This window comes from Phytohabitans flavus, assembly GCF_011764545.1.
In the GTDB taxonomy this organism is placed as follows: domain Bacteria; phylum Actinomycetota; class Actinomycetes; order Mycobacteriales; family Micromonosporaceae; genus Phytohabitans; species Phytohabitans flavus.
In genome coordinates this window covers 8,076,390-8,094,440 of record NZ_AP022870.1, presented here as the reverse complement: position 1 = coordinate 8,094,440, position 18,051 = coordinate 8,076,390, and the positions used below count along the sequence as shown (strand labels likewise).

Annotated in this window: 14 protein-coding genes, 1 pseudogene and 1 riboswitch; of the genes and pseudogenes, 7 read left to right on the top strand and 8 right to left on the bottom strand. The window is 70.1% G+C overall.

Features of this window, described 5'->3' with window-relative positions; genetic code table 11:
* Positions 1-145 precede the first annotated feature (145 nt).
* Positions 146-562: an ester cyclase gene (locus Pflav_RS35820; protein ID WP_173041116.1), complete on the bottom strand. Its 417-nt coding sequence runs from the start codon at positions 560-562 to the stop codon at positions 146-148.
* Entirely contained in the window at positions 559-1,086 is a 528-nt protein-coding gene (locus tag Pflav_RS35815; RefSeq protein WP_173041115.1) for a nuclear transport factor 2 family protein, read from the bottom strand. The genes Pflav_RS35820 and Pflav_RS35815 overlap by 4 nt, the downstream gene beginning before the upstream one ends.
* 109 nt (positions 1,087-1,195) lie before the next feature.
* Between Pflav_RS35815 and Pflav_RS44270 the strand changes: the two genes are divergently transcribed.
* The gene (locus tag Pflav_RS44270) at positions 1,196-1,966 is read left to right on the top strand and encodes an AAA family ATPase (protein WP_197938824.1); all 771 of its coding nucleotides are present in this window, start codon (positions 1,196-1,198) and stop codon (positions 1,964-1,966) included.
* A gap of 70 nt (positions 1,967-2,036) precedes the next feature.
* On the top strand, positions 2,037-3,830 hold the full coding sequence (locus tag Pflav_RS35810; protein ID WP_197938823.1) for a helix-turn-helix domain-containing protein: 1,794 nt from the start codon (positions 2,037-2,039) through the stop codon (positions 3,828-3,830).
* Between the two features lie 61 nt (positions 3,831-3,891).
* Here the strand turns inward: Pflav_RS35810 and Pflav_RS35805 are convergent, their stop codons facing one another.
* The 3 genes and pseudogenes from Pflav_RS35805 to Pflav_RS35795 form a co-directional block, all read right to left on the bottom strand.
* On the bottom strand, positions 3,892-7,131 hold the full coding sequence (locus Pflav_RS35805; RefSeq protein WP_173041114.1) for a metallophosphoesterase: 3,240 nt from the start codon (positions 7,129-7,131) through the stop codon (positions 3,892-3,894).
* Positions 7,132-7,283: 152 nt separating this feature from the next.
* Positions 7,284-7,481, bottom strand: a pseudogene (locus tag Pflav_RS49160) (fibronectin type III domain-containing protein); the annotation flags it as partial.
* Positions 7,482-8,270: 789 nt separating this feature from the next.
* Positions 8,271-8,492, bottom strand: coding sequence for a hypothetical protein (locus tag Pflav_RS35795; RefSeq protein WP_173041113.1), 222 nt, complete (start codon positions 8,490-8,492; stop codon positions 8,271-8,273).
* 116 nt (positions 8,493-8,608) lie between these two features.
* Here Pflav_RS35795 and Pflav_RS35790 point away from each other — a divergent pair, with 116 nt between their 5' ends.
* The 3 genes from Pflav_RS35790 (at position 8,609) to Pflav_RS46650 (ending at position 10,196) form a co-directional block, all read left to right on the top strand.
* On the top strand, positions 8,609-9,211 hold the full coding sequence (locus tag Pflav_RS35790) for a TetR/AcrR family transcriptional regulator (protein ID WP_173041112.1): 603 nt from the start codon (positions 8,609-8,611) through the stop codon (positions 9,209-9,211).
* Between the two features lie 107 nt (positions 9,212-9,318).
* Complete coding sequence (locus tag Pflav_RS35785; protein WP_232072292.1) at positions 9,319-10,056, top strand: NADP-dependent oxidoreductase; 738 nt, start codon at positions 9,319-9,321, stop codon at positions 10,054-10,056.
* Entirely contained in the window at positions 10,011-10,196 is a 186-nt protein-coding gene (locus Pflav_RS46650; protein WP_232072290.1) for a zinc-binding dehydrogenase, read from the top strand. The genes Pflav_RS35785 and Pflav_RS46650 overlap by 46 nt, the downstream gene beginning before the upstream one ends.
* Before the next feature lie 7 nt (positions 10,197-10,203).
* Here the strand turns inward: Pflav_RS46650 and Pflav_RS35780 are convergent, their stop codons facing one another.
* From Pflav_RS35780 to Pflav_RS35770, 3 genes are all read right to left on the bottom strand, one after another.
* Positions 10,204-11,301: a serine hydrolase domain-containing protein gene (locus Pflav_RS35780; protein WP_232072288.1), complete on the bottom strand. Its 1,098-nt coding sequence runs from the start codon at positions 11,299-11,301 to the stop codon at positions 10,204-10,206.
* Between the two features lie 269 nt (positions 11,302-11,570).
* On the bottom strand, positions 11,571-14,519 hold the full coding sequence (locus tag Pflav_RS35775) for a S8 family serine peptidase (RefSeq protein ID WP_173041111.1): 2,949 nt from the start codon (positions 14,517-14,519) through the stop codon (positions 11,571-11,573).
* Positions 14,520-14,527: 8 nt separating this feature from the next.
* Entirely contained in the window at positions 14,528-14,815 is a 288-nt protein-coding gene (locus Pflav_RS35770) for a hypothetical protein (RefSeq protein ID WP_173041110.1), read from the bottom strand.
* A 248-nt stretch (positions 14,816-15,063) separates the two neighbouring features.
* Here Pflav_RS35770 and Pflav_RS35765 point away from each other — a divergent pair, with 248 nt between their 5' ends.
* Both Pflav_RS35765 and Pflav_RS35760 read left to right on the top strand, forming a co-directional pair.
* Positions 15,064-16,494, top strand: a complete 1,431-nt coding sequence (locus Pflav_RS35765; RefSeq protein WP_332107826.1) for a glycoside hydrolase family 10 protein — start codon at positions 15,064-15,066, stop codon at positions 16,492-16,494.
* 147 nt (positions 16,495-16,641) lie between these two features.
* Positions 16,642-16,774: riboswitch (cyclic di-AMP (ydaO/yuaA leader) on the top strand.
* Positions 16,775-16,777: 3 nt separating this feature from the next.
* On the top strand, positions 16,778-17,812 hold the full coding sequence (locus Pflav_RS35760) for a coiled-coil domain-containing protein (protein ID WP_173041109.1): 1,035 nt from the start codon (positions 16,778-16,780) through the stop codon (positions 17,810-17,812).
* The last annotated feature ends 239 nt before the right edge of the window (positions 17,813-18,051 follow it).

The following is an 18,051-nucleotide window of genomic DNA, read 5'->3' as shown; positions in this document are numbered from 1 at the left end:
TCGCTGTCCGTCACAGCAACACCAACGTTCCAGCGCTAGGTTCGGCTCGGCACCGATCGGTACCTCGTCCACGAACCGGTGCAGGCGGGCCCAATCTGTTCGAGGTGGGCCGGCGCGGGCGGTGCCGTGCCGGCCCACCCGGGCATCAGCCCTGGACGTGCAGTTGCCTGAACAGGCGCTGCATGTCGGAGTTCAGCCAGTACTCGACGACCCGCCCATCCCGTACGCGCAGGATGTCGATACCGGTGAAGTCGATCTGGGTGCCGGCCGGGGCGTTCGCGCCGGGGAAGCCGCCGGCGTACGTGCCGGTGGCTCGCCACCGCAGTGCGATCAGGTTGTCCTGGGCGATCGGGCCGACCTCGATCTCGAAGGTCAGGTCGGGCGACGGGCCGCGGATCTGCCCGATCCAGCCGACCATGCCCTCGACGCCCTTGATCTCGCTGCCGTCGCTGCCGTCGGCCATCGACGCGTGGACCTGGATGCCCGGGTCGATCAGCGAAGCGGCGACGCTGTAGTCGCCGTCCCAGAGCGCCTTCCAGGTGCGGACCACGTCCGTGCTCACTTGGCCAGCCCGGCCTGGTTCAGCAGGTCAGAGAGGTTGTAGAAGTCCTCGACCGACGCGATCCGGTTGTGCTTGGTGCGGAAGACCGACGTGGCCGGCACCGAGAACTTCTTCCCGGTGGCCTTGTACGTGCCGCTGAACGTCCACGTCACGCAGATGTTGTCGCCGTCCCGGAAGGCGCGGGTGATGGTCACGCGCGCGGCGGCGATCTGCTCCAGCGTCCCGTGCACCCACTCGGCGGCGCCGGCCGGGCCGGTGAAGCTCTGGTTGAGGGCGTGGTCGGTGTAGACGCCGTCGCGGGTGAACAGCGAGCCCATCTTCGCCGCGTTGCCGGTGTTCCAGGCGTCGGCCCATTGCTGGGCGAGCCGCGGCACCGAGGTGTGCTTGGACGTGTGCGCCGACACATGCGTCACGGGACTGGTCGAGGCCGTCGCCGCGACCGCTGGCACGGCCGCTGCGGCCAGCGCGAGACCGGCGACGGCCGTGACTACCAGACGGCGGTGGGTCAGGAACTGTCGGCTCAAGGTGGGGTCCTTTGTATGAGTTCGTACCAGCAAGGTCCCCGAAAGCGTGCCGGGCGGGCGAACCACCTCGCGTCGGTGGAAATTACCTAGGCGGCCTAGCCTCATCGGCATGCGGCTGTTCGGCAGGCAGGACGAGATCCGGCGCCTCCGCGACCTGATCGGGGCCGCTGGCGCTGGTCAGGGCGGCGCCCTGGTGCTGCGCGGCGAGGTCGGCATCGGCAAGAGCACCCTGCTCGGCCACGCCCGCGAGGCGGCGGGATTCAGGATCATCCAAACATCCGGGTCGGAGTTCGAGACCCATCTCCCGTACGCCTCGCTGCACCAGCTGGCCGCTCCGGTCCTGGACCGCCTCGCCGATGTGCTTCCCCCACAGCGCAGCGCCATGGAGGTGGCGTTCGGGCTGGCCACCGGCACCCCGGACCCGTTCCGGATCGGTCTGGCGACCCTCAGCCTGCTGGCCGCCGCCGCCCAGGAACAGCCGCTGATCTGCCTGGTCGACGACGCGCAGTGGCTGGACCCGGCGTCGGCCGGCGCGCTGGCGTTCGTGGCCCGGCGGATCGCCGCCGAACCGGTGGCCATGTTCTTCGCCGTACGCACACCCAGCGACCCGACCGACCTGGACGACCTGCCTGGCTTGACCGTCGAGGGGCTCAGCGACGCCGACGCCCGGAACCTGCTGGCCGTCAAGAGCCACGTCGCCCTCGACGACCGGGTCCGGGACCGGATCGTGGCCGAGGCCCATGGAAACCCCTCGCGCTGCGGGAACTGCCCGGCGGCGGGGGTTTCGCGCCACCGGATCCGGCGCCGGTGCCGACCCGCATCGAGCGCGGCTACCGGTCCAGGTTGGACGACCTTTCGGCGGATGCGCGGACACTGCTGACCATCGCGAGCGCCGACCCCATCGGCGACCCGCGCTGCTGTGGGCTGCCGCGGAGCGGAGGAGCCTCGACGTGCCGGCGGCCGCCGCTGCGGCGGCCGCGACCGGGCTCATCGAGTTCTCCGCCCGCACCCGGTTCTGTCACCCGCTGGCGCGCTCCGCGGTCTACCGCCACGCGGACGCGGCGGAGCGCCGAGCCGCCCACCGTACGCTCGCCGAGGTCACCGACCCGAAGACCGATCCGGACCGCCGCGCCTGGCACCGCGCCCAGGCCGTCACCGGCCCCGACGAGGAAGTGGCCACCGAGCTGGAACGGGCCGCGTCACTGGCCCGCTCGCGGGGCGGCATGGCGGCCGCGGCAGCATTCCTGGAACGGGCTGCCGCGCTGTCGCTGAATCACGCAAGCCGGATCGGACGGACCCTCGATGCGGCGCAGGCCCACCTCGACTCCGGCGGCACCGACACCGCCGAGGCACTGCTCACCGCCATCGAGAACGCCACCATGGACACGCCTCAGCACGCCCGGCTCGATCTCCTACGCGGCCGGATCTCCTTTCTCAAGAGCCACGACGGCAGCGGCCCGAAATTCATGCTGCGCGCGGCACGGCGACTCGACGAAACTGACCCGCGGCGGGCGCGCGACTACCTCGTGGACGCCTTCGAGATGGGGCTGGCCGTCGGCCGGGCCAGCGGCGTGCTCGACATGATCCTGGCCACCGCGCCGGCCACCTCCGCGGAACCGGACGTCCTCGATGGACTACTCGTCTTCGCCGCGAAGGGACCCCGAGCGGCGGTTCCGCTGCTACGGAAGCTGCTCGACGACACCGGCGATCCTCTGTGGACGCGACGGCCCGCGCTCGCCGTCATCCTCGCCGCCGAGCTGTGGGATCCGGACGGCCACGCCGCAATCGTCCGGCGGCTGGTGCAGACCGGGCGCGAGTCGGGGTCGCCGATCGTGCTGCGCCTGGGTCTGGCCCAGACCGCATTCCACGCGGTCCTCGACGGCGACATCGAGCGGGCCATGACATCGATCGCCGAGGAGGAGGCCATCGCCGACGCGACCCGTGGGCCGGCGGTCACGTACCACCGGCTGCAACTGGCCGCCATGCGTGGCCGGCGGGATGAGGCGCTGGATCTGATGCGGCGGCCCAACCAGTTGACGACCAGCGTGCACTGGGCGTCCGCGCTACTGCACAACGGGCTGGGCGACTACCCCGCTGCGCTGGCCGCCGCCCAGCGGGCCATCGCGCAGAGCGACCTCTTCCTCGCCGGGCTGGCCCTGCCCGAGCTGGTGGAGGCCGCGGTCCGGTCCGGGGAGCAGGCTGCCGCCGCGGCGGCCCTGGACGCGCTCGTCGAACGCACCGAGCCCACCGGCACCGCGATGGGCATGGGCATCACGGCGTACGCCCGAGGGCTGGTCACAGGTACCGAGGACGACTACCGCGAGGCCATCGAGCTGCTCGACAAGACTTCCCTGCTCCCGTACCGCGGCCGGGCCCACCTGCTGTACGGCGAGTGGCTACGGCGCGAAGGCCGGCGGCGGGACTGCCGCCGGCACCTGCGTATCGCCCACGAACTGCTCGCCGGCCACGGCATCGACGCGTTCGCCAAACGTGCCGCCGACGAGCTACGCGCCACCGGCGAGAAGGCCCGCGGCCGTTCGGAGAGCGGCCACGACGAGCTGACCATGCAAGAGCTGTACATCGCTCGGGAGGTCGCGACCGGGGCGACCTCGCAGGAGATCGCCACCCGGCTCTTTCTTAGCCCGCGCACGATCGAGGCCCACCTGCGCAACATCTTCCGCAAGCTGGGCATCACCTCGCGCCGCCAGCTGCGCGACCACCCGAGCCTGACCAGCGAGTCATGAGTTCGGGGCCGCCTAGCGCCGGATCGGCGTAGGCGGCCCCAAATCCCGGATCGCGGGAGCGTTACCTACAGAACGCCGCCACCTGGGCGAGCGCGGCCGTATGCACGGCCTTGGCCGTCGCCAGCGTGGTCTTGGTTTCCTCAAGCTGGGCCTTGGCCTCCGCGAACTTCGCCTCGTCCTGCTTGATGGCCTGGGCCGGTTTCCCGCTCGCCAAGCTCTTCTCGAGCTTGGCCTCGGCGTCCTCGACCTTCTTCTGGGCCTTCTGCACGGCCTTGTCAGCCTTGTCCACGTCCTTCGCTGCCGCCTCAGCCTGCTCTTGAGCCACGAGGCAGGCCGCCGGGTCTCCCGGTGCTTGGACGACGAAGGACTTGACGATGCCGTGGCGGCTTCCGTGGGTCAGCGCGGCCCAGACTGTGCCTCCTTGAGGAAGGGCGATCGGCTCGGTGTATGCCACGGCGCCCTGGAAATCGCCCGGTGCCGGGGCGCCGGGCTCGGTCACGACGTAGGCGATCGTGTACGCCGGGTCGGTCACCGCGGGCCCGGTGCCGGCCTTGGTGAGCGTGACGGCGTTGTCCGCCACGTTTCCGGCGACCTCGCTGCCGCGGAAGTCGTGGATCACCGCACCGCCGCCGGTGCTGCCGGTGATCACCGTGGTGCCGTTCAGCACGTACTCACTGCGGTAGAGCGCGGTATTGGTGTTGGTGATCGTGCTGTCGGTGATCGTGAAGAGCGGTCCGGCGTTGTAGGCGTAGATGGTGCGTGCGCCCTTGCCGCTGACGGTCGACCGGTCGATCGTGACGGTCGGGCCGGAGTCCTCGGTGACGATGACGCCCTGCGAGCCGGACATTGTGGCGTCCGACCGGATCGTGGTGTCTTCGACCGTGAGGCGGCCCTCGTCGCGCACCATGAAGAACGCCGCCAGCGCGGTGCTGTCGGCGCTCTGCACGATCGTCAGGTTTCGACCGACCGTCAGCTCGGCACTGTCCACGTTGAAGTAGACGTTGCCGGTCGCGGTGAGCGTGGTCGGCTGGTCCGCGGTGAGGCGGATCTTGCCGGCGTCGACCTGGATCGCGCCGCCCTGGTCGTCGGCGACGAAGTCTTCGGTGATCCAGATCGTATCCGCACCGCTGCCGATCTCGGCGATGCGGAAGCGGAGCTCGTCGATGCTCGCGGCCCGGAACTGCTTCTCCGCCACGAGCGGGTTGAGGAACCGGATGGCGGTGGCCAGGCCGGTGACGGCGGCGTCGACCTTGGTCTGCGACGTGTACGGGTCGTTCATCACGGCGGTGGCGCTGTCGATGGCCTTCGCGAGGAACTGGTAGCTGTACGGCGTGTAGCCAGCCGGGTTCGGGGCGTTCCCGCCCGTCACCGTGGCCAGCAGGTCCGCAAGCGCCGCCTTGTTGGTGAAAGGCAGCGTGTTGACCTGGCCGGACAGACCAGCCAGGTACGGGTACGCGACGGCGGTGCTGGTCGCCGGCTGCCATGCCCAACGCGTGTCGAAGTCCCAGCCACGACCCTCGTACGTGGCCTGGGCGGTGAGGTCGGCCTGGGTGAGCTCGCTGATGCCGCGCTGCTCGACCTTCGTACCCGTCAGCGGCACGTCGGCCCACACGGCGTTGTCGGCCACACGCGCCTGCGCGACCGCGGCGGCGAAGAGCTTGCCGGCATTCGACCCAGTCACGGCGCGATTCGCGGCGACGATGCCGCTGAGCACGGCGTCCGCCGACTGTACGTGGCCGACCGCACCACCGGCGTCCGCGGTGGTGACCACCGCGCCAGCCGCGAGACTGCGCTCGACGGTGGACGCGCCGGTGATCTCACCGACCAGGCCGGCGGCGGTCGCTTCGCCGTCGATGTTCACCGTCGCGTACGAGTCCTTCACGGAGCCACCGTCGAGCGCACCGATCAGGCCGCCCGCGGTGTCCTTGGCGCCGTCGACACCGCCGGCGACGAACACCCTGTCCAGGGTGCCGCCCTTGACGACACCGGCGACGCCGCCGACCGGGCCCTCGGTGTCGCGGTAGTCCACGTCGACGAGTCCCAGGTTGCGGACCACACCGCCGGCGCCGAGCCGGCCGACGAACCCGGTGGGCGAGGGCGCGCCGTCGAGCTCCCAGCCCTGGTCGTACCCGAGGTTGAGACCGGTGATGGAGTGGCCCGCGCCGTCGAAGGTTCCGGTGAAGCCGGGGCCGGCGTCCTCGGCGTTCAGGGCCGGCAGACCCAGCGGACGGAACCCCCGCAGGTGCTTCAGGTCGATGTCCTTGGTCAACACGTAGTGACCGTCCAGCGGCAGCTGCCCGAACCCGCCACCGAAGTTGTTGCTCACATACATCAGGTGCTGGGGCGTGCTGATCTGGTAGGTGCCCTCGACCAAGGGCGGGAAGTCCTTGTCGAGCACGGGCTCAGGAGAGGCCGGCGGCACCCAGTCCTCCAGTGAGGAGGGCAGCGAGTGGGTGATCTCGAAGGTGTCGTTGACGCTGTAGACGCCGGTCTTGGGATCGCGGCTGGTGGACTTGATCGCGATCCGCTCCGGCGAGACCGAGACGGTCTGGTAGCTGGCCTCCTGGTTGTCCTTGTAGACCGCGGTGTACTCGCCCGCGATCTCCGGGTTCCAGGTGTAGCCCTGCCCATCGCCCGCCGCGGCACCGGTGATGTACGTCGTGCCCGCGCCATCCCCGACGACGAGGTCGTCCTTCAACGGGTGGGTGCGCAGGTACATGCCGTCGTGCCCGGAGATGGACAGATCGATGCCGGCCTGGTCGAACGCCTTGGTGATCTCGAGGTAGTTCGACGGGTGGTCACGCCGGCCCAGGTAGGGGCCGTGGTGGTAGGCCGCGACCTTCCACTTCGCGTCCGACGACTGCACGACCGTCTTCAACCAGTCCAGCTGCGGCCGCAGCTCGGACAGCTTCAGCTGGTCGAAGTGGTTGAGCACCACGAACAACGCATCGCCGTACTCGAAGTAGTAGGCGGTGTTCCGCAGCGTCTTGGCCTCCTCGCCGACCGCGGTCGGCCGGCCACCAGCGGCGCCGGCGTAGGCCGGACCGTTCGCCGGGATGTTGGTACGAGCGGCGAAGTTGGTGAAGTACGGGTCGGGCGACTCCCAGTCGAGGTAGCCATCGCTGGGATTGCCCTCGTACTCGTGGTTGCCGATCGTGAAGTACGTCGGGACGGTCGCGGTACGAGACTCCATCGCCTTGAAGAAGCCGTCCCACTCCTGGGACTTGTAGCTGTGGTTGACCAGGTCACCGGTAAACAGCATGAACGCCGGGTCGGGCACCTCGCCGAAGGCCCGCTCCATCGCGGGACCATCGTCTCCACGTAGCCCTCGTAGTCGTTCATCTGCGGGTCGGTGTACCAGTGGAAGGAGAAGTCCTCGACCTTCGCCTCGCGCGTGGTGAAGGACCCGACCTGGCTGACCAGCGAGCCGCCGTCACCGACCCGGTAGACGTACTCCGTAGCCGGGGCAAGCCCGTCGACCTCGACCTTGTGGCCGTTGACCGGCTGGCTGGTGGCCACGTTGATGTCGGCACGCTCCCAGCGGCCGTCGACGCGCTTGTCGAGCTTGCCGGTCGCGTCGTACGAGGCCTTGGTCGCGTACTCCAGCACCGACTCGGTGACGTCCGGGTCGGTCACCCAGGCGAACCGCATGGACACCGGGCCGGATCCCTCCGGGCCGTACAGCATCGATATCTGCGACGGAACGGCGGTCGCGGGGAACGGGCTTTCGGCCGCGGCGGCAAGGCTTTCGGCGGCGGCGGTATGGGGCTGGACGACGAGCGCTGCCGCGGAGAGGGCAACTGCCACCGAAATGGCTGCCCTCCATCCTGCGAACTGGCGCCTCGTCAGAGGGGCAGGCACGGTTGAACTCTCCCTTGCGATGTAGACGAGCGCGCCACTTGCGCCCGTCAGCGCGTACGACCGCCAAAAGGCCAGGTCAGGCGGGCACGCCGCGCACACCATCGCGCCCCTACCGCACAGTAGGTGGCACTGGGAGATGAACAGTCGTCGTCCAAACCGGCAACGCGATGTCGGGTTCCCGACAACCAGCAGACAACCTCCCGCAGCAGCGGAAACCCCCTCTGACCAGCACGTACATGATCCGCCCATGATCAACAGGACCTGTTGCGCGAAGCGGACCCGGTCACTGTCCACGCGGGCGAGTGTCGTATTGGCGAGAGTGCGGCCTAGGCTGCTGGCGCCTAGCGTTGTCGATGGCGCTTTCGCGCCGTTCCCGCGGGCCACGCCCAACCCATCCGCGCGACCGGCGCCCACCTGCGCGAGATCCGCGACTTCCTGCACCGCCACTGCGGACCTCAGTTCGGCGGGCTTGAGCGGGTACCCGCCCCGACCGGCGAATACCTCTGGATCTGCCCGGACCACTTCGCCAACTACGATCCGGGCCTGCCGATCATCCGCTGAGACCGCGGCTGCCCTTGGTCACTGGCCCGGGTCGGACCGGCGGACGTGCGCACCGCTGCGCGCGGCCAGCGTCACGCCTACGAGCGTCATCACGACAAAGCCGCCGAGTTGACCAGCGAAGCCACCCGGCAGCCATTGCAGGACGCCGGCGTTGTCGTGGTCGGCGAGCAGGCGGATGCCGCCCTGCGCCCCTACGACCAGCAGAACCATGCCCAGAACCAGCAGTACGACGTGCTTCATGGCAGCCTTCCCCGTTCATCGGCCGGGTGCGCTATGTGGTGCGATCGCACCATAACACGTTTCGATACGATCGAACCACATCAGCCCGAGTGCCCACGAAGTCCCGGAAGAGCTGCATGCCGCGAAAGGTCGATCACGAGGAACGCCGGCATCGCATCGCCGAGGCCGTCTGGCGGTTGGCCGCCCGGCGCGGCCTGGAAGACGTGACGTTGCGCCAGGTAGCCGCCGAAGCCGGGGTCCCGGCGCGGCAGTTGCAGTACTACTTCGGCACTCGTGATCACCTGCTGCTGGGCGCCCTGGAGATCCTGAACGCGGACGCCGAGCGACGCGCAGCCGAACGGATGGCCGACCTCGGCGAGGAGCCGTCGCCCCGGGCGTTGGTACGGGCGGTTCTCTTCGAACTCCTGCCCCTGGACGACGAGCGGCGCGAGACACAGATCGTCCACGCCGCCTACTTCATTCGCTTCCTGACCGATCCCGCTATGGCCACGCCGGTACGCGACAGCCCGCACGCCCTCGAAGAACTCGTCGCGTCACTGCTTCGCCATGGCCAAGCACTGGGCCAGGTGCACGCGGATCTGGATGCGCGGGCCGAAGCCGCCTTCCTCGTAGCCGGCGCGCAAGGGCTCCAGCCGCCCGTCCTACTGGGGCAGTACACAGCGCAACACGCCACCGACCTGATCGACCGACAGATCGACCGTGTGTTCCCGGGCACCTAGGACACCAACTGCTAAGCCTTGATCAGAAGCTACGCGTTTGGCGGGGTCTATAGTGGACGCGTGCTGGGGTCATCGCGGCCGCGCTGGGCGGGCCTGAAGTGCTGCAAGTGACTGAGCTGCCGGATCCTGAGGCGCAGCCTGGACAGGTAGTCGTGCGGATCCGCGCGGTTTGTGTGCATCCAGCCGACGTCGCCGTCACCACCGGAAACGTTCCACGCGGGCCTATACCGCCACCGTTTTTGCCTGGGTGGGACATCGCCGGCGAGGTGGCCTCGGTCGGCCCCGACACGACGGATTTCCAGGTGGGTGACCGCGTCGTCGGGATGATCCCGTTTTACCTCACGCGGGGCGCGCCCGGCGGCTATGCCGAGTTCGTGGCGGCCGACGTCGACTGGCTGGCGCCGTTGCCCGACGAGCTCGACTTCGCGCACGCCGCCACGGTGCCGCTCAACGCGCAGACCGCACACCAGGGGATGGCCCTGCTGTCCGCGAGCCTGCTGTCCGCCGGCAGCCGCATCCTGGTCACCGGCGCCAGCGGTGGTGTCGGCGGCTTCGCCGCCCAGTTCGCCGCGCAGGAGGGCTACCGTGTCCTGGCGCAAGCCAGCGACGGGGATGAGGAGTGGGTGCGCGGTCTCGGCGCCCAAGAGGTGATCTCTCGCTCCGCCGACCTGGCCAAGGTGGGCCCAGTGGCCGCGGCGTTTGACGCGGTGCCGGTCGGCGAGGCGGCGGCCGCCGCAGTCGAAAACAGGGCGTCGTGGTCACCACCCGGCCCACGCCAGCCATCGACCCGGCCCGCGCTGTGCGCCAGGATCTACAGCTCATCCAGCTCGACCACAAGCTCCTAGCCGACCTGGTGGTGCAGGTGGCGGCGGGCACGCTGCGCACACGGGTGGCGGCCACCATGCCGCTGACCGAAGCGGCCGAGGCGCACCGGCGAGTGCTGGCCGGCGGCCTACGCGGAAAGATCGTGCTGACGCTGGGCTAAGCGGCGATCAAAGCATGTCGGCCACGACGTTGGCGATTGCCGCGCGCATGGGGTCGGGGTCGGCCCAGGTCCAGTTGGGGTGGGCGCGGTTCGTCAGTAGCGCCAGCACCAGCCTTCGCTTCGGCTCGACAAGCAACGACGTACCCGTAAAGCCCGTATGCCCGAACGTCGCCGGCGTCGATAGCCGGCCCATAAACCAGGGTTGCCGCAGCACCACGCCCAACCCGTGGTCCGACGGCCGACCCGGACGCTCGGGGTCGATCGCGGGCAGCCCGCGGTTGGCGTTGGTCAGCATCGCCTCGACGGTCGCGGGCTTGAGGACCGAGCCGCCGCCCTCGAGCAAAAGCTGACCGACCGCCGCGACGTCCCGAGCCGTCGCGAAGATGCCGGCGCTGCCCGCCACCCCGCCCATCTGGTTGGCCACGTCGTCGTGCACCACGCCGCGCAGCAGGCCCCGCGACGACCGGGCGTCGGTCGCCACCAGTCGCTCCTTTGTGGACAGCCAGCCCAGCGGCTTGAACCCCGTGTCGCGCAAGCCCAGCGGGCCGGTCAGCTCGGCCTTCAGCGCACGGTCCAGGCTCATCCCGGTGACCTTTTCCACCAGCTGCGCGGCGACCATCAGGCCGGTGCTGGAGTAGCGGAAGGCCTTGCCGGGGACGGCGCCCTTCACCAGCGGCGTCGCGAGCACCGCCTTGCGCTTGGCGGCCAGGTCCGGCAGGCCGGCCACCGTGGCGCCGACCGGTAGGCCGCTCGTGTGGGTCAACAGCATGCGGACGGTGACCTGGTCTTTGCCGGCGAAGTCGGGCAGATACTCGACCACGGGCGCGGAGAGGTCCAGCTTTCCCTTGTCCACCTGCCGCAGCACGAGGATGGCCGTATAGACCTTGGTCAGCGAGGCCAGATCGAAGACGGAGTCGGGGCGCATGGGGACGCGCCTGGCGGCCGGTAACTCCACCGGGCCGGCGTTGTACCTCAGCGCGTGGCCCACCGCCACCTGGGCTTTGACCTTGCCGTCGACCATCACCAGGGCCACCGCGCCGGCGTAGGTCGGGTGCTTCGGGTTTTCCTTGGTCGGCTTCAGGAAGCGCTCGAGAGCCGCCGTCAACTTGCTGTCCTGGGCCCCGCTGGATGCCGACGGCGAGGAAGACGGCGACGGCGAAGCAAGAGGCGGCGAGGAGGATGTGGGCGGCAGTGGCGAGCTAGAAGGCGCTTCCGCGGGAACAGCCCACTGCGCGGAAGGCTGCGGCCCGCAGCCAGCCATCCCCGCGGTGGCGGCTGCTAGGCCGGCACCCAGGACGGTTCGGCGAGTCACAGACACGGCCTGGATCGTGCCATGCCCGCTGACCTCGACAAAACCGGCCGAACGGCGGTCCGCTACGAACGGTATGCGCGGATCACCGTCTGGTCGAAGGCGCTCCCGCCGCTCGCCGCGACCGACACCCGCAGCGAGACGGCGGGACCCGACGGGAGCACGGCCCGGTAGCGGTCGCCGCCCGCGGCCCGCACCTGTACCGCCCGCCACGTCGCGCCGTCGTCCAGAGAGGCCCACAGCCGGAACGACGTCACGCGCTGCCGCGGCACGCCATGGGCTTGGCGGACGGAGAACTCCGCGGCCCCGCCAGCCGGGTGGTTGGTGACGCCGAGCGGCAGCGCGTAGTCCACCGACAGCAGCGCCAGCGGCGCGCTCCCCGTGCCGGGCGGGGCGGCTGACCGGAAGGTCCACGCCGTGTTCACCCGCGTCGAGACGGGCAGCACAGCGCTCACGTCCAGGTCGTAGGTCAGGCGGTACGACGACGGCGACGCGGGCACGGCGAAGTCGCCAGCCGGGCTGGCGTAGGACCCCAACAGGCGGCCGTTCCGGTACAGGGACAGCTGCCGGACCGCGTCGCCACCCCAGTCGAAGCAGGCGAAGCGCTGGTGCTGGTCGGTCAGCTCGACGAGCTCGACGTGCAGGTTGCCACGCGTACGGCTCGGCGGCGCGGGCACGCATGCGCTCGGCGACGGATCGACGGAGTCGTAGAAGTCGGGGCGCAGCGGCTGCCGTACCCACACCTTCTGATGGCGGCTGCCCGGCGGGTACGTGCGGGCCGCCTCCTGGGTCACCACACCGCCGGCGTAGAAGGCTTCGTCGATCCAGGCATACCCCGGTGACACGTAGTCGACCCGATCGCCGGCGACGTCCGAGGTGAAGTTTTCCAGGACGAAGAGTCCTGAGGGTGCGAGGCCGTAGCGCTTGTGGTCGGTCGCGGAGTCCGGCGCGTCGAGCCGGTGGAAGCGCTGGTCGATGCGGATCAGCGAGTGCCGCTCGGCAGGGCCGACGAGGTGGAAGAGGTCCGATACCCCGGAAGCGTGCGCGTGGATAAGGTCGTAGAGGCGCGAGCCTGGGGCGTGCAGTCCGGCCGCCGTGTACGCCTGGAACTCGCCCACCTCCGGCTGCTCCATCGGCACCGCGAACACGCTGCCGAGGCGGGCGTCCTCGCCCCAGGCGTACGCGAAGTCGTCCCATCCGGCACCACGGCGGCCGCGCTGCTCGTAGAGGATGCCCACCGCGCTGGCCTCGGTCTTCTCCTCCTCGATCGCCATGCCGACCGGACTGGCCGAGGCGGCGTCGAGCACCACAGCGGTGTCCCGGTCGACGGTGACGTCGGGGTCGCCGGCGAGGGCCACGCGCTGCCGTTCGGCAAACTCCCACACCGAACCGACCACGCTGTACCGCCCGGCCGGCACCCGTACCCGGATGGTGTCTTGGGGTGTGAGGTGGAAGCTGACCGCGTAGGCCGCGGGGTCGTCGAGGTTGACGATGTTGCCGAAGGCCGAAATATCCGATGGGTCCGGCGCCCCGGGCAGCGTCGTCATCGTGAGCGTGAGCTCGTGGCTGGGCGGCTCGACCGCGAAGGTGACAAGCGTGCCGCTGACGGTGGCCGCGTAGAAGCCGGGTGCCAGCCTCGACCGGTCGATCCGCAGCGTGGCGGTGGCGGTGGCGCCGGGCGGTAGGACGAGCACCTGGGGCGACACCGTCGCGGCCGGGAAGGTGCTGCCGTGGCGGTCGACCACGCGCGCGCCGAGCGGGACCGCGAGCATCCCGTCGCTTGTGTTCGTCCAGGTCAGGGTCGTGGACGGGGATGACGGGCCGAGGTTGACCACGCCCTGGCCGGAGACCACGCCGCTGAGGGCCGCGGCCGCGTCGAGGCGGCCGGCGCCCACCTGGTACGGGTCGGCGCCGGGCAGCGGGTCTGCCGCTCCCACCAGTGCCGCCTTGAGCCGGCCGGCGTCCCAGTCGGGGTGGCGCTGCACGAGCAAAGCGGCCGCCCCCGCGACGTGTGGGGCGGCCATCGAGGTACCCGAGGCGGCGGTGTACCGGTCGTCGACCACCCGCCCCATCGCGGTGCCGGCGGCGCGGGCGGCGACGATGTCGACGCCGGGCGCGACGATCTCGGGCTTCGCGGCGTTCGTGTTGATCACAGGGCCGCGGCTGGAGAAGTCGGCGAGGCGGTCACCGGCGTCGACGGCGCCAACGGTGAGCGCGCTCGCGGCCGCGGCGGGCGCGGTGATGAAGCGCTCGGCGTACCCGTCGTTGCCCGCGGCCACCACGAAGAGCGTCCCGTGCTCCTTGGTCAGCGCGTCCACCGCCATCGACATCGGGTCGGTACCGTCGCTCGGCTCGAAGCCGCCGAGGCTCAGATTGACCACGTCAGCGCGGCTGGCGGCCCACTCCATACCGGCGATGACCTGCGAGTCCGTGCCGTTGCCGTCATCGTCGAGCACCTTGCCGACGAGCAGGCTGGCGCCGGGCGCGACGCCACTCCGCTCGCCGGACGCGCCCGCGCCGGAGCCGGCGGCGATGGCGGCCACGTGGGTGCCGTGGCCGTACCGGTCGACCGCGTCGCCGCCCTCGACCGTGAAGTCCGCCTTCTCCGCGATCCGCCCGGCCAGGTCGGGGTGGGTCGGATCGACGCCGGTGTCGAGCACCGCGATCTTCGCGCCCGTACCCGTGTATCCGCTGGCCCAGGCCCGCGGCGCGGAAACCTGCGCGAGGTTTCGATCGAGGATCGCGGTGGCCCGCACGCGACGGTCCAGCCACACCCGCGCGCCCTCCGCCGGCAGCGCCCGCACAAACGCGGCGCCGGCCTCCTTGGGCTGCCGGCCGGCCACCGCTGCCAGTGTGGGCAGGTCGCGCTTGGCGCGCAGGTCCGCCGCGAGCGGCGCCCGCGACGCGGCGGCAGGCGTGCCGGGTCGCACGATCAAGGGCAATTCCTTGGTACGGGCGTCGTCGTACCCCTCCATGATGAGAGTTGTCACATCGAAGAGGTCCTCGTCGAGCACCTCGCCGATCAGCGAGGCGACCCGCCCGGGATGACCCGCACGTGCCCGTCGGCGCCGCAGGAGCGCTGGAGCACGCCGTCCGGCGTCGCCGGCCGCACGCTCACGGTCGGGCACCCGGTCTCGCGTGTGTGTACGGTCACGACGTCGCCGCTCACCAGCGTCACCGTGTAGGTCTGCCCAGCCGGCAGTGGCCCAGGCTCCACAGTGGACGTCGCAGTCGCCGGGGCGGGCCGAAGGAGCGCGCACAGCAGCACGAGCACCGTCGCGATCGCGGTGCGTGATTTGTACCCGAACACGCCGGGCCTCCTTCGCCGCGAGGGTCATCCGGTAGACGTATGGACATCCGTTTCTGGTTGCATCGCTATCGCTCACGGCCCTCAAGCGCACAGAGCTGACTCGCCCACCCCGCTCGCGCAAGGCATAGTGGTGCGATGGCCCAACGCGTCCGCGTCCAGCTGGCGGTGCTGCTGACGGCCGTCATGCTCGTCACCGTCGGTATCGCCCGCTGGCAGACCCGGCGGCCAGCTGCCCCCAGCCCACGGCCGTGACCAGCACCTGCGCCGGCCACCCGCTCACCGCCACCCGCCAGCTGCGCGGCATGTGGCTGACCACGGTCAGCAATGTGGACTGGCCCAGCCGCCCCGGCCTACCGCAGGATCAGGTCAAGGCGGAGTACCGGCAGTGGCTCGACCTGGCCCAGCGGCGCGGCCACAACGCGGTGTTCGTCCACGTACGGCCGGCCGGGGACGCGTTCTGGCAGTCCGACTACGCTCCGTGGTCGTATTACCTGACCGGGCGGCGGGACGGGCAGGGGCCGGGGTGGGACCCGATGGCCTTCATGATCGAGGAGGCGCACGCGCGCAACCTTGAATTCCACGCCTGGTTCAACCCGTACAAGGCGAGCCAGTCCGGCGTGTTCGCGGAGCTGCCGGGCAACCACCCGCTCCGCGCGCACCCCGACTGGGCCGTGGCCTATCCGGCGAAGGGCAAGAGCAGCCGGCTGTACTACAACCCCGGCATCCCCGAGGCGCGGAAGTTCGTCGAGGACTCGATCCTCGACGCGGTCAACCGGTACGACATCGACGGCGTGCACTTCGACGACTTCTTCTACCCGTACCCGGAGGGGGACGAGGACTTCAACGACACTGCCACGTTCCAGTCGCAGCGGCGGGGCATCGCCAACAAGGCCGACTGGCGCCGCGACAACGTCAACCTGTTCGTCCGCGAGACGAACGAGCGGATCAAGGCAGCCAAGCCGTGGGTGAAGTTCGGCATCAGCCCGTTCGGCATCTGGCGCAACGCGTCGACCGACCCGCTCGGCTCGCCGACCCGCGGGCTACAGAGCTATGACGCGATCTACGCCGACACCCGGCTGTGGGTGCGTGAGCGGTGGGTCGACTACATCGTGCCGCAGCTCTACTGGCACATCGGGTTCGCGATCGCCGACTATGCCAAGCTGCTCCCCTGGTGGTCCGAGCTTGTGGCGAACAGTCCGGTACAGCTCTACGTGGGCCAAGCCGACTACCGCATCGGGCAGAAGGGTGCCTGGCGCGACCCGGCCGAGCTCGACCGGCAGCTCGCGCTCAACCGCAAGTACCGGGTCACCGGCAGCGTGCACTTCAGCGCCCGCCAGGTGAAGGCCGACCGGCTCGGCGCGGTATCTAGGTACGCGGAGGCCCACTACGCCGAGCCCGCGCTGGTGCCAGCGATGTCACAGCTGCCGGCAAAGCGGCCGGCCGCGCCAAAGGTGACGGCCGACCGCGTCGACGACGGCGTTCGGCTGCGCTGGGAAGGCGACGCGACAAGCTACGCGATCTACCGGGTCGACGGTGACGCGGCCCGGATGGTGGCCACGACACGCGGTACGACCTGGGTGGACACCACGAAGAGCGACGCCCCGCACACCTACTGTGTCGCCGGCCTCGACCGACTGTGGAACGAGGGAAACGCGAGCGAACCACGCGTCGTTGCGTAGACACGCATCGCTGTCCATTACCGAACGTCGTTGCCCGCTAACACTTTTACGTTGCTTTTACCTGGTCAGAGCGGTCCTGGAGTCCACAGTCGATCCGGTAAGCTTTCCGGCGGTCTGCCGCGCAGACGGTGCCCCCACGGTGCCGGCGGCAAACCGCCGCCTAATCGCCCGCGCGGGCGAGTCGGGGAACCAGGTAACTGGGGTGAATCCGCGGTAGCGGTAGGGATCCTTCCGTCCCGAACCCGTCAGCTAACCCGGCCGGCGGCCTATGGGAGGACTGTGGATGACGTCATGCGTGCGTCGCCGGCGATGGTCGCTGGTCGTAGCCCTGGTCGCCGCGACGGCCGCGTTGCTTTCCGGGGTGGCCTTCGGGCCGGTCGGAGCGGCCGCGGCACCGAAGCCCGACACTGGCGACGAGGGGAGCACACCGCTCCTGCGGGACGTGCTTTCGGAGACGAGCAAGGGCTACATCGATGCCCGCAACGCCGCCACCAAGTCGCGCAACCGGCAGCTACAGCTCCAGCTAGAGCTACAGAGGGCCGAAGAGAAGGTCCAGGAGATGGCGCCCGAGATCCAGCTCGTGGCCACCACCTCCTACCAAAACGGCCGCATCGGGCCGATGAGCCTGCTGCTCAACAGCGCCTCGCCGGATGAGTTCATGGAGCGTGCGGTCGCCCTCGACCTGCTCGCCGCCCGTGACAACGCGCGGCTGGCCACGCTCAACGCCGCTCTTGAACAGGCCAGCCGGGCCAAGTTGGCGATCGACGCCGAGGTCAAGGAAGAGCAGAAGCAGCTCACCATCATGGCCAGGCAGAAGTCGGAGGCGGAGAAGGCACTGAAGCTGGTCGGCGGCAAGGCGACCGGCGGCTTCGTGAGCGCGACCTCGCCGGTGGCCCGTCCCGCGCCGCGCAACAGCGACGGCGGGTTCTCCGGGCAGGGCTGCACCGCGGACGACCCCACGACCGGCCGCTGCATCACGCCACGCACGCGGCACATGCTCGATGAGACCCAGCGGCTCGGCTTCAAGCGCTTCGTCAACTGCTTCCGCCCCGGCGGGCCGTACGAACACCCGAAGGGCCGGGCCTGCGACTTCTCGTCCGAGCCGAACAGCTTCGGTGGCGACGCGACCGGGGGCGACAAGCTCTACGGCAACAACCTAGCCGCGTTCTTCGTGCGCAACGCCGACCGGCTCGGCATCATGTACATCATCTGGTACCGGCAGTTCTGGTCACCCGCGACCGGCTGGAAGTCATACAGCGGAGCCGGCGGCGACCCGTCCAGCGACCACACCAACCACGTACACATATCGATGCTCTAGAGAAATTTCCCAGAGCAGATATGCCCCGGTCCGCGCCAGCTGCGGACCGTATGCTCCCGCGGGCACCGCTGCGGTCGGCGGCTCGCTGCGCGAGCCGAACCCCCCGACCTCCGCTGCCACGTCCGCGAGACAAGCCCACCTGGCAGATCGCGGTACTTGGCTGTGCCTACAGCGACAGCTGAGTACCACGATCGCTGGCGTGCTCCGACCTCATCGCGCCGATCAAGGTCTATGCCGTG

What these genes read in the sequence shown, in the direction of transcription:
- Pflav_RS35795 (WP_173041113.1), bottom strand. Translation starts at nt 8,492, where the DNA reads ATGAAGCACGTCGTACTGCTGGTTCTGGGCATGGTTCTGCTGGTCGTA.
- Pflav_RS35790 (WP_173041112.1), top strand. Translation starts at nt 8,609, where the DNA reads ATGCCGCGAAAGGTCGATCACGAGGAACGCCGGCATCGCATCGCCGAG.
- Pflav_RS35805 (WP_173041114.1), bottom strand. Translation starts at nt 7,131, where the DNA reads ATGGAGCGGGCCTTCGGCGAGGTGCCCGACCCGGCGTTCATGCTGTTT.
- Pflav_RS44270 (WP_197938824.1), top strand. Translation starts at nt 1,196, where the DNA reads ATGCGGCTGTTCGGCAGGCAGGACGAGATCCGGCGCCTCCGCGACCTG.
- Pflav_RS35760 (WP_173041109.1), top strand. Translation starts at nt 16,778, where the DNA reads ATGACGTCATGCGTGCGTCGCCGGCGATGGTCGCTGGTCGTAGCCCTG.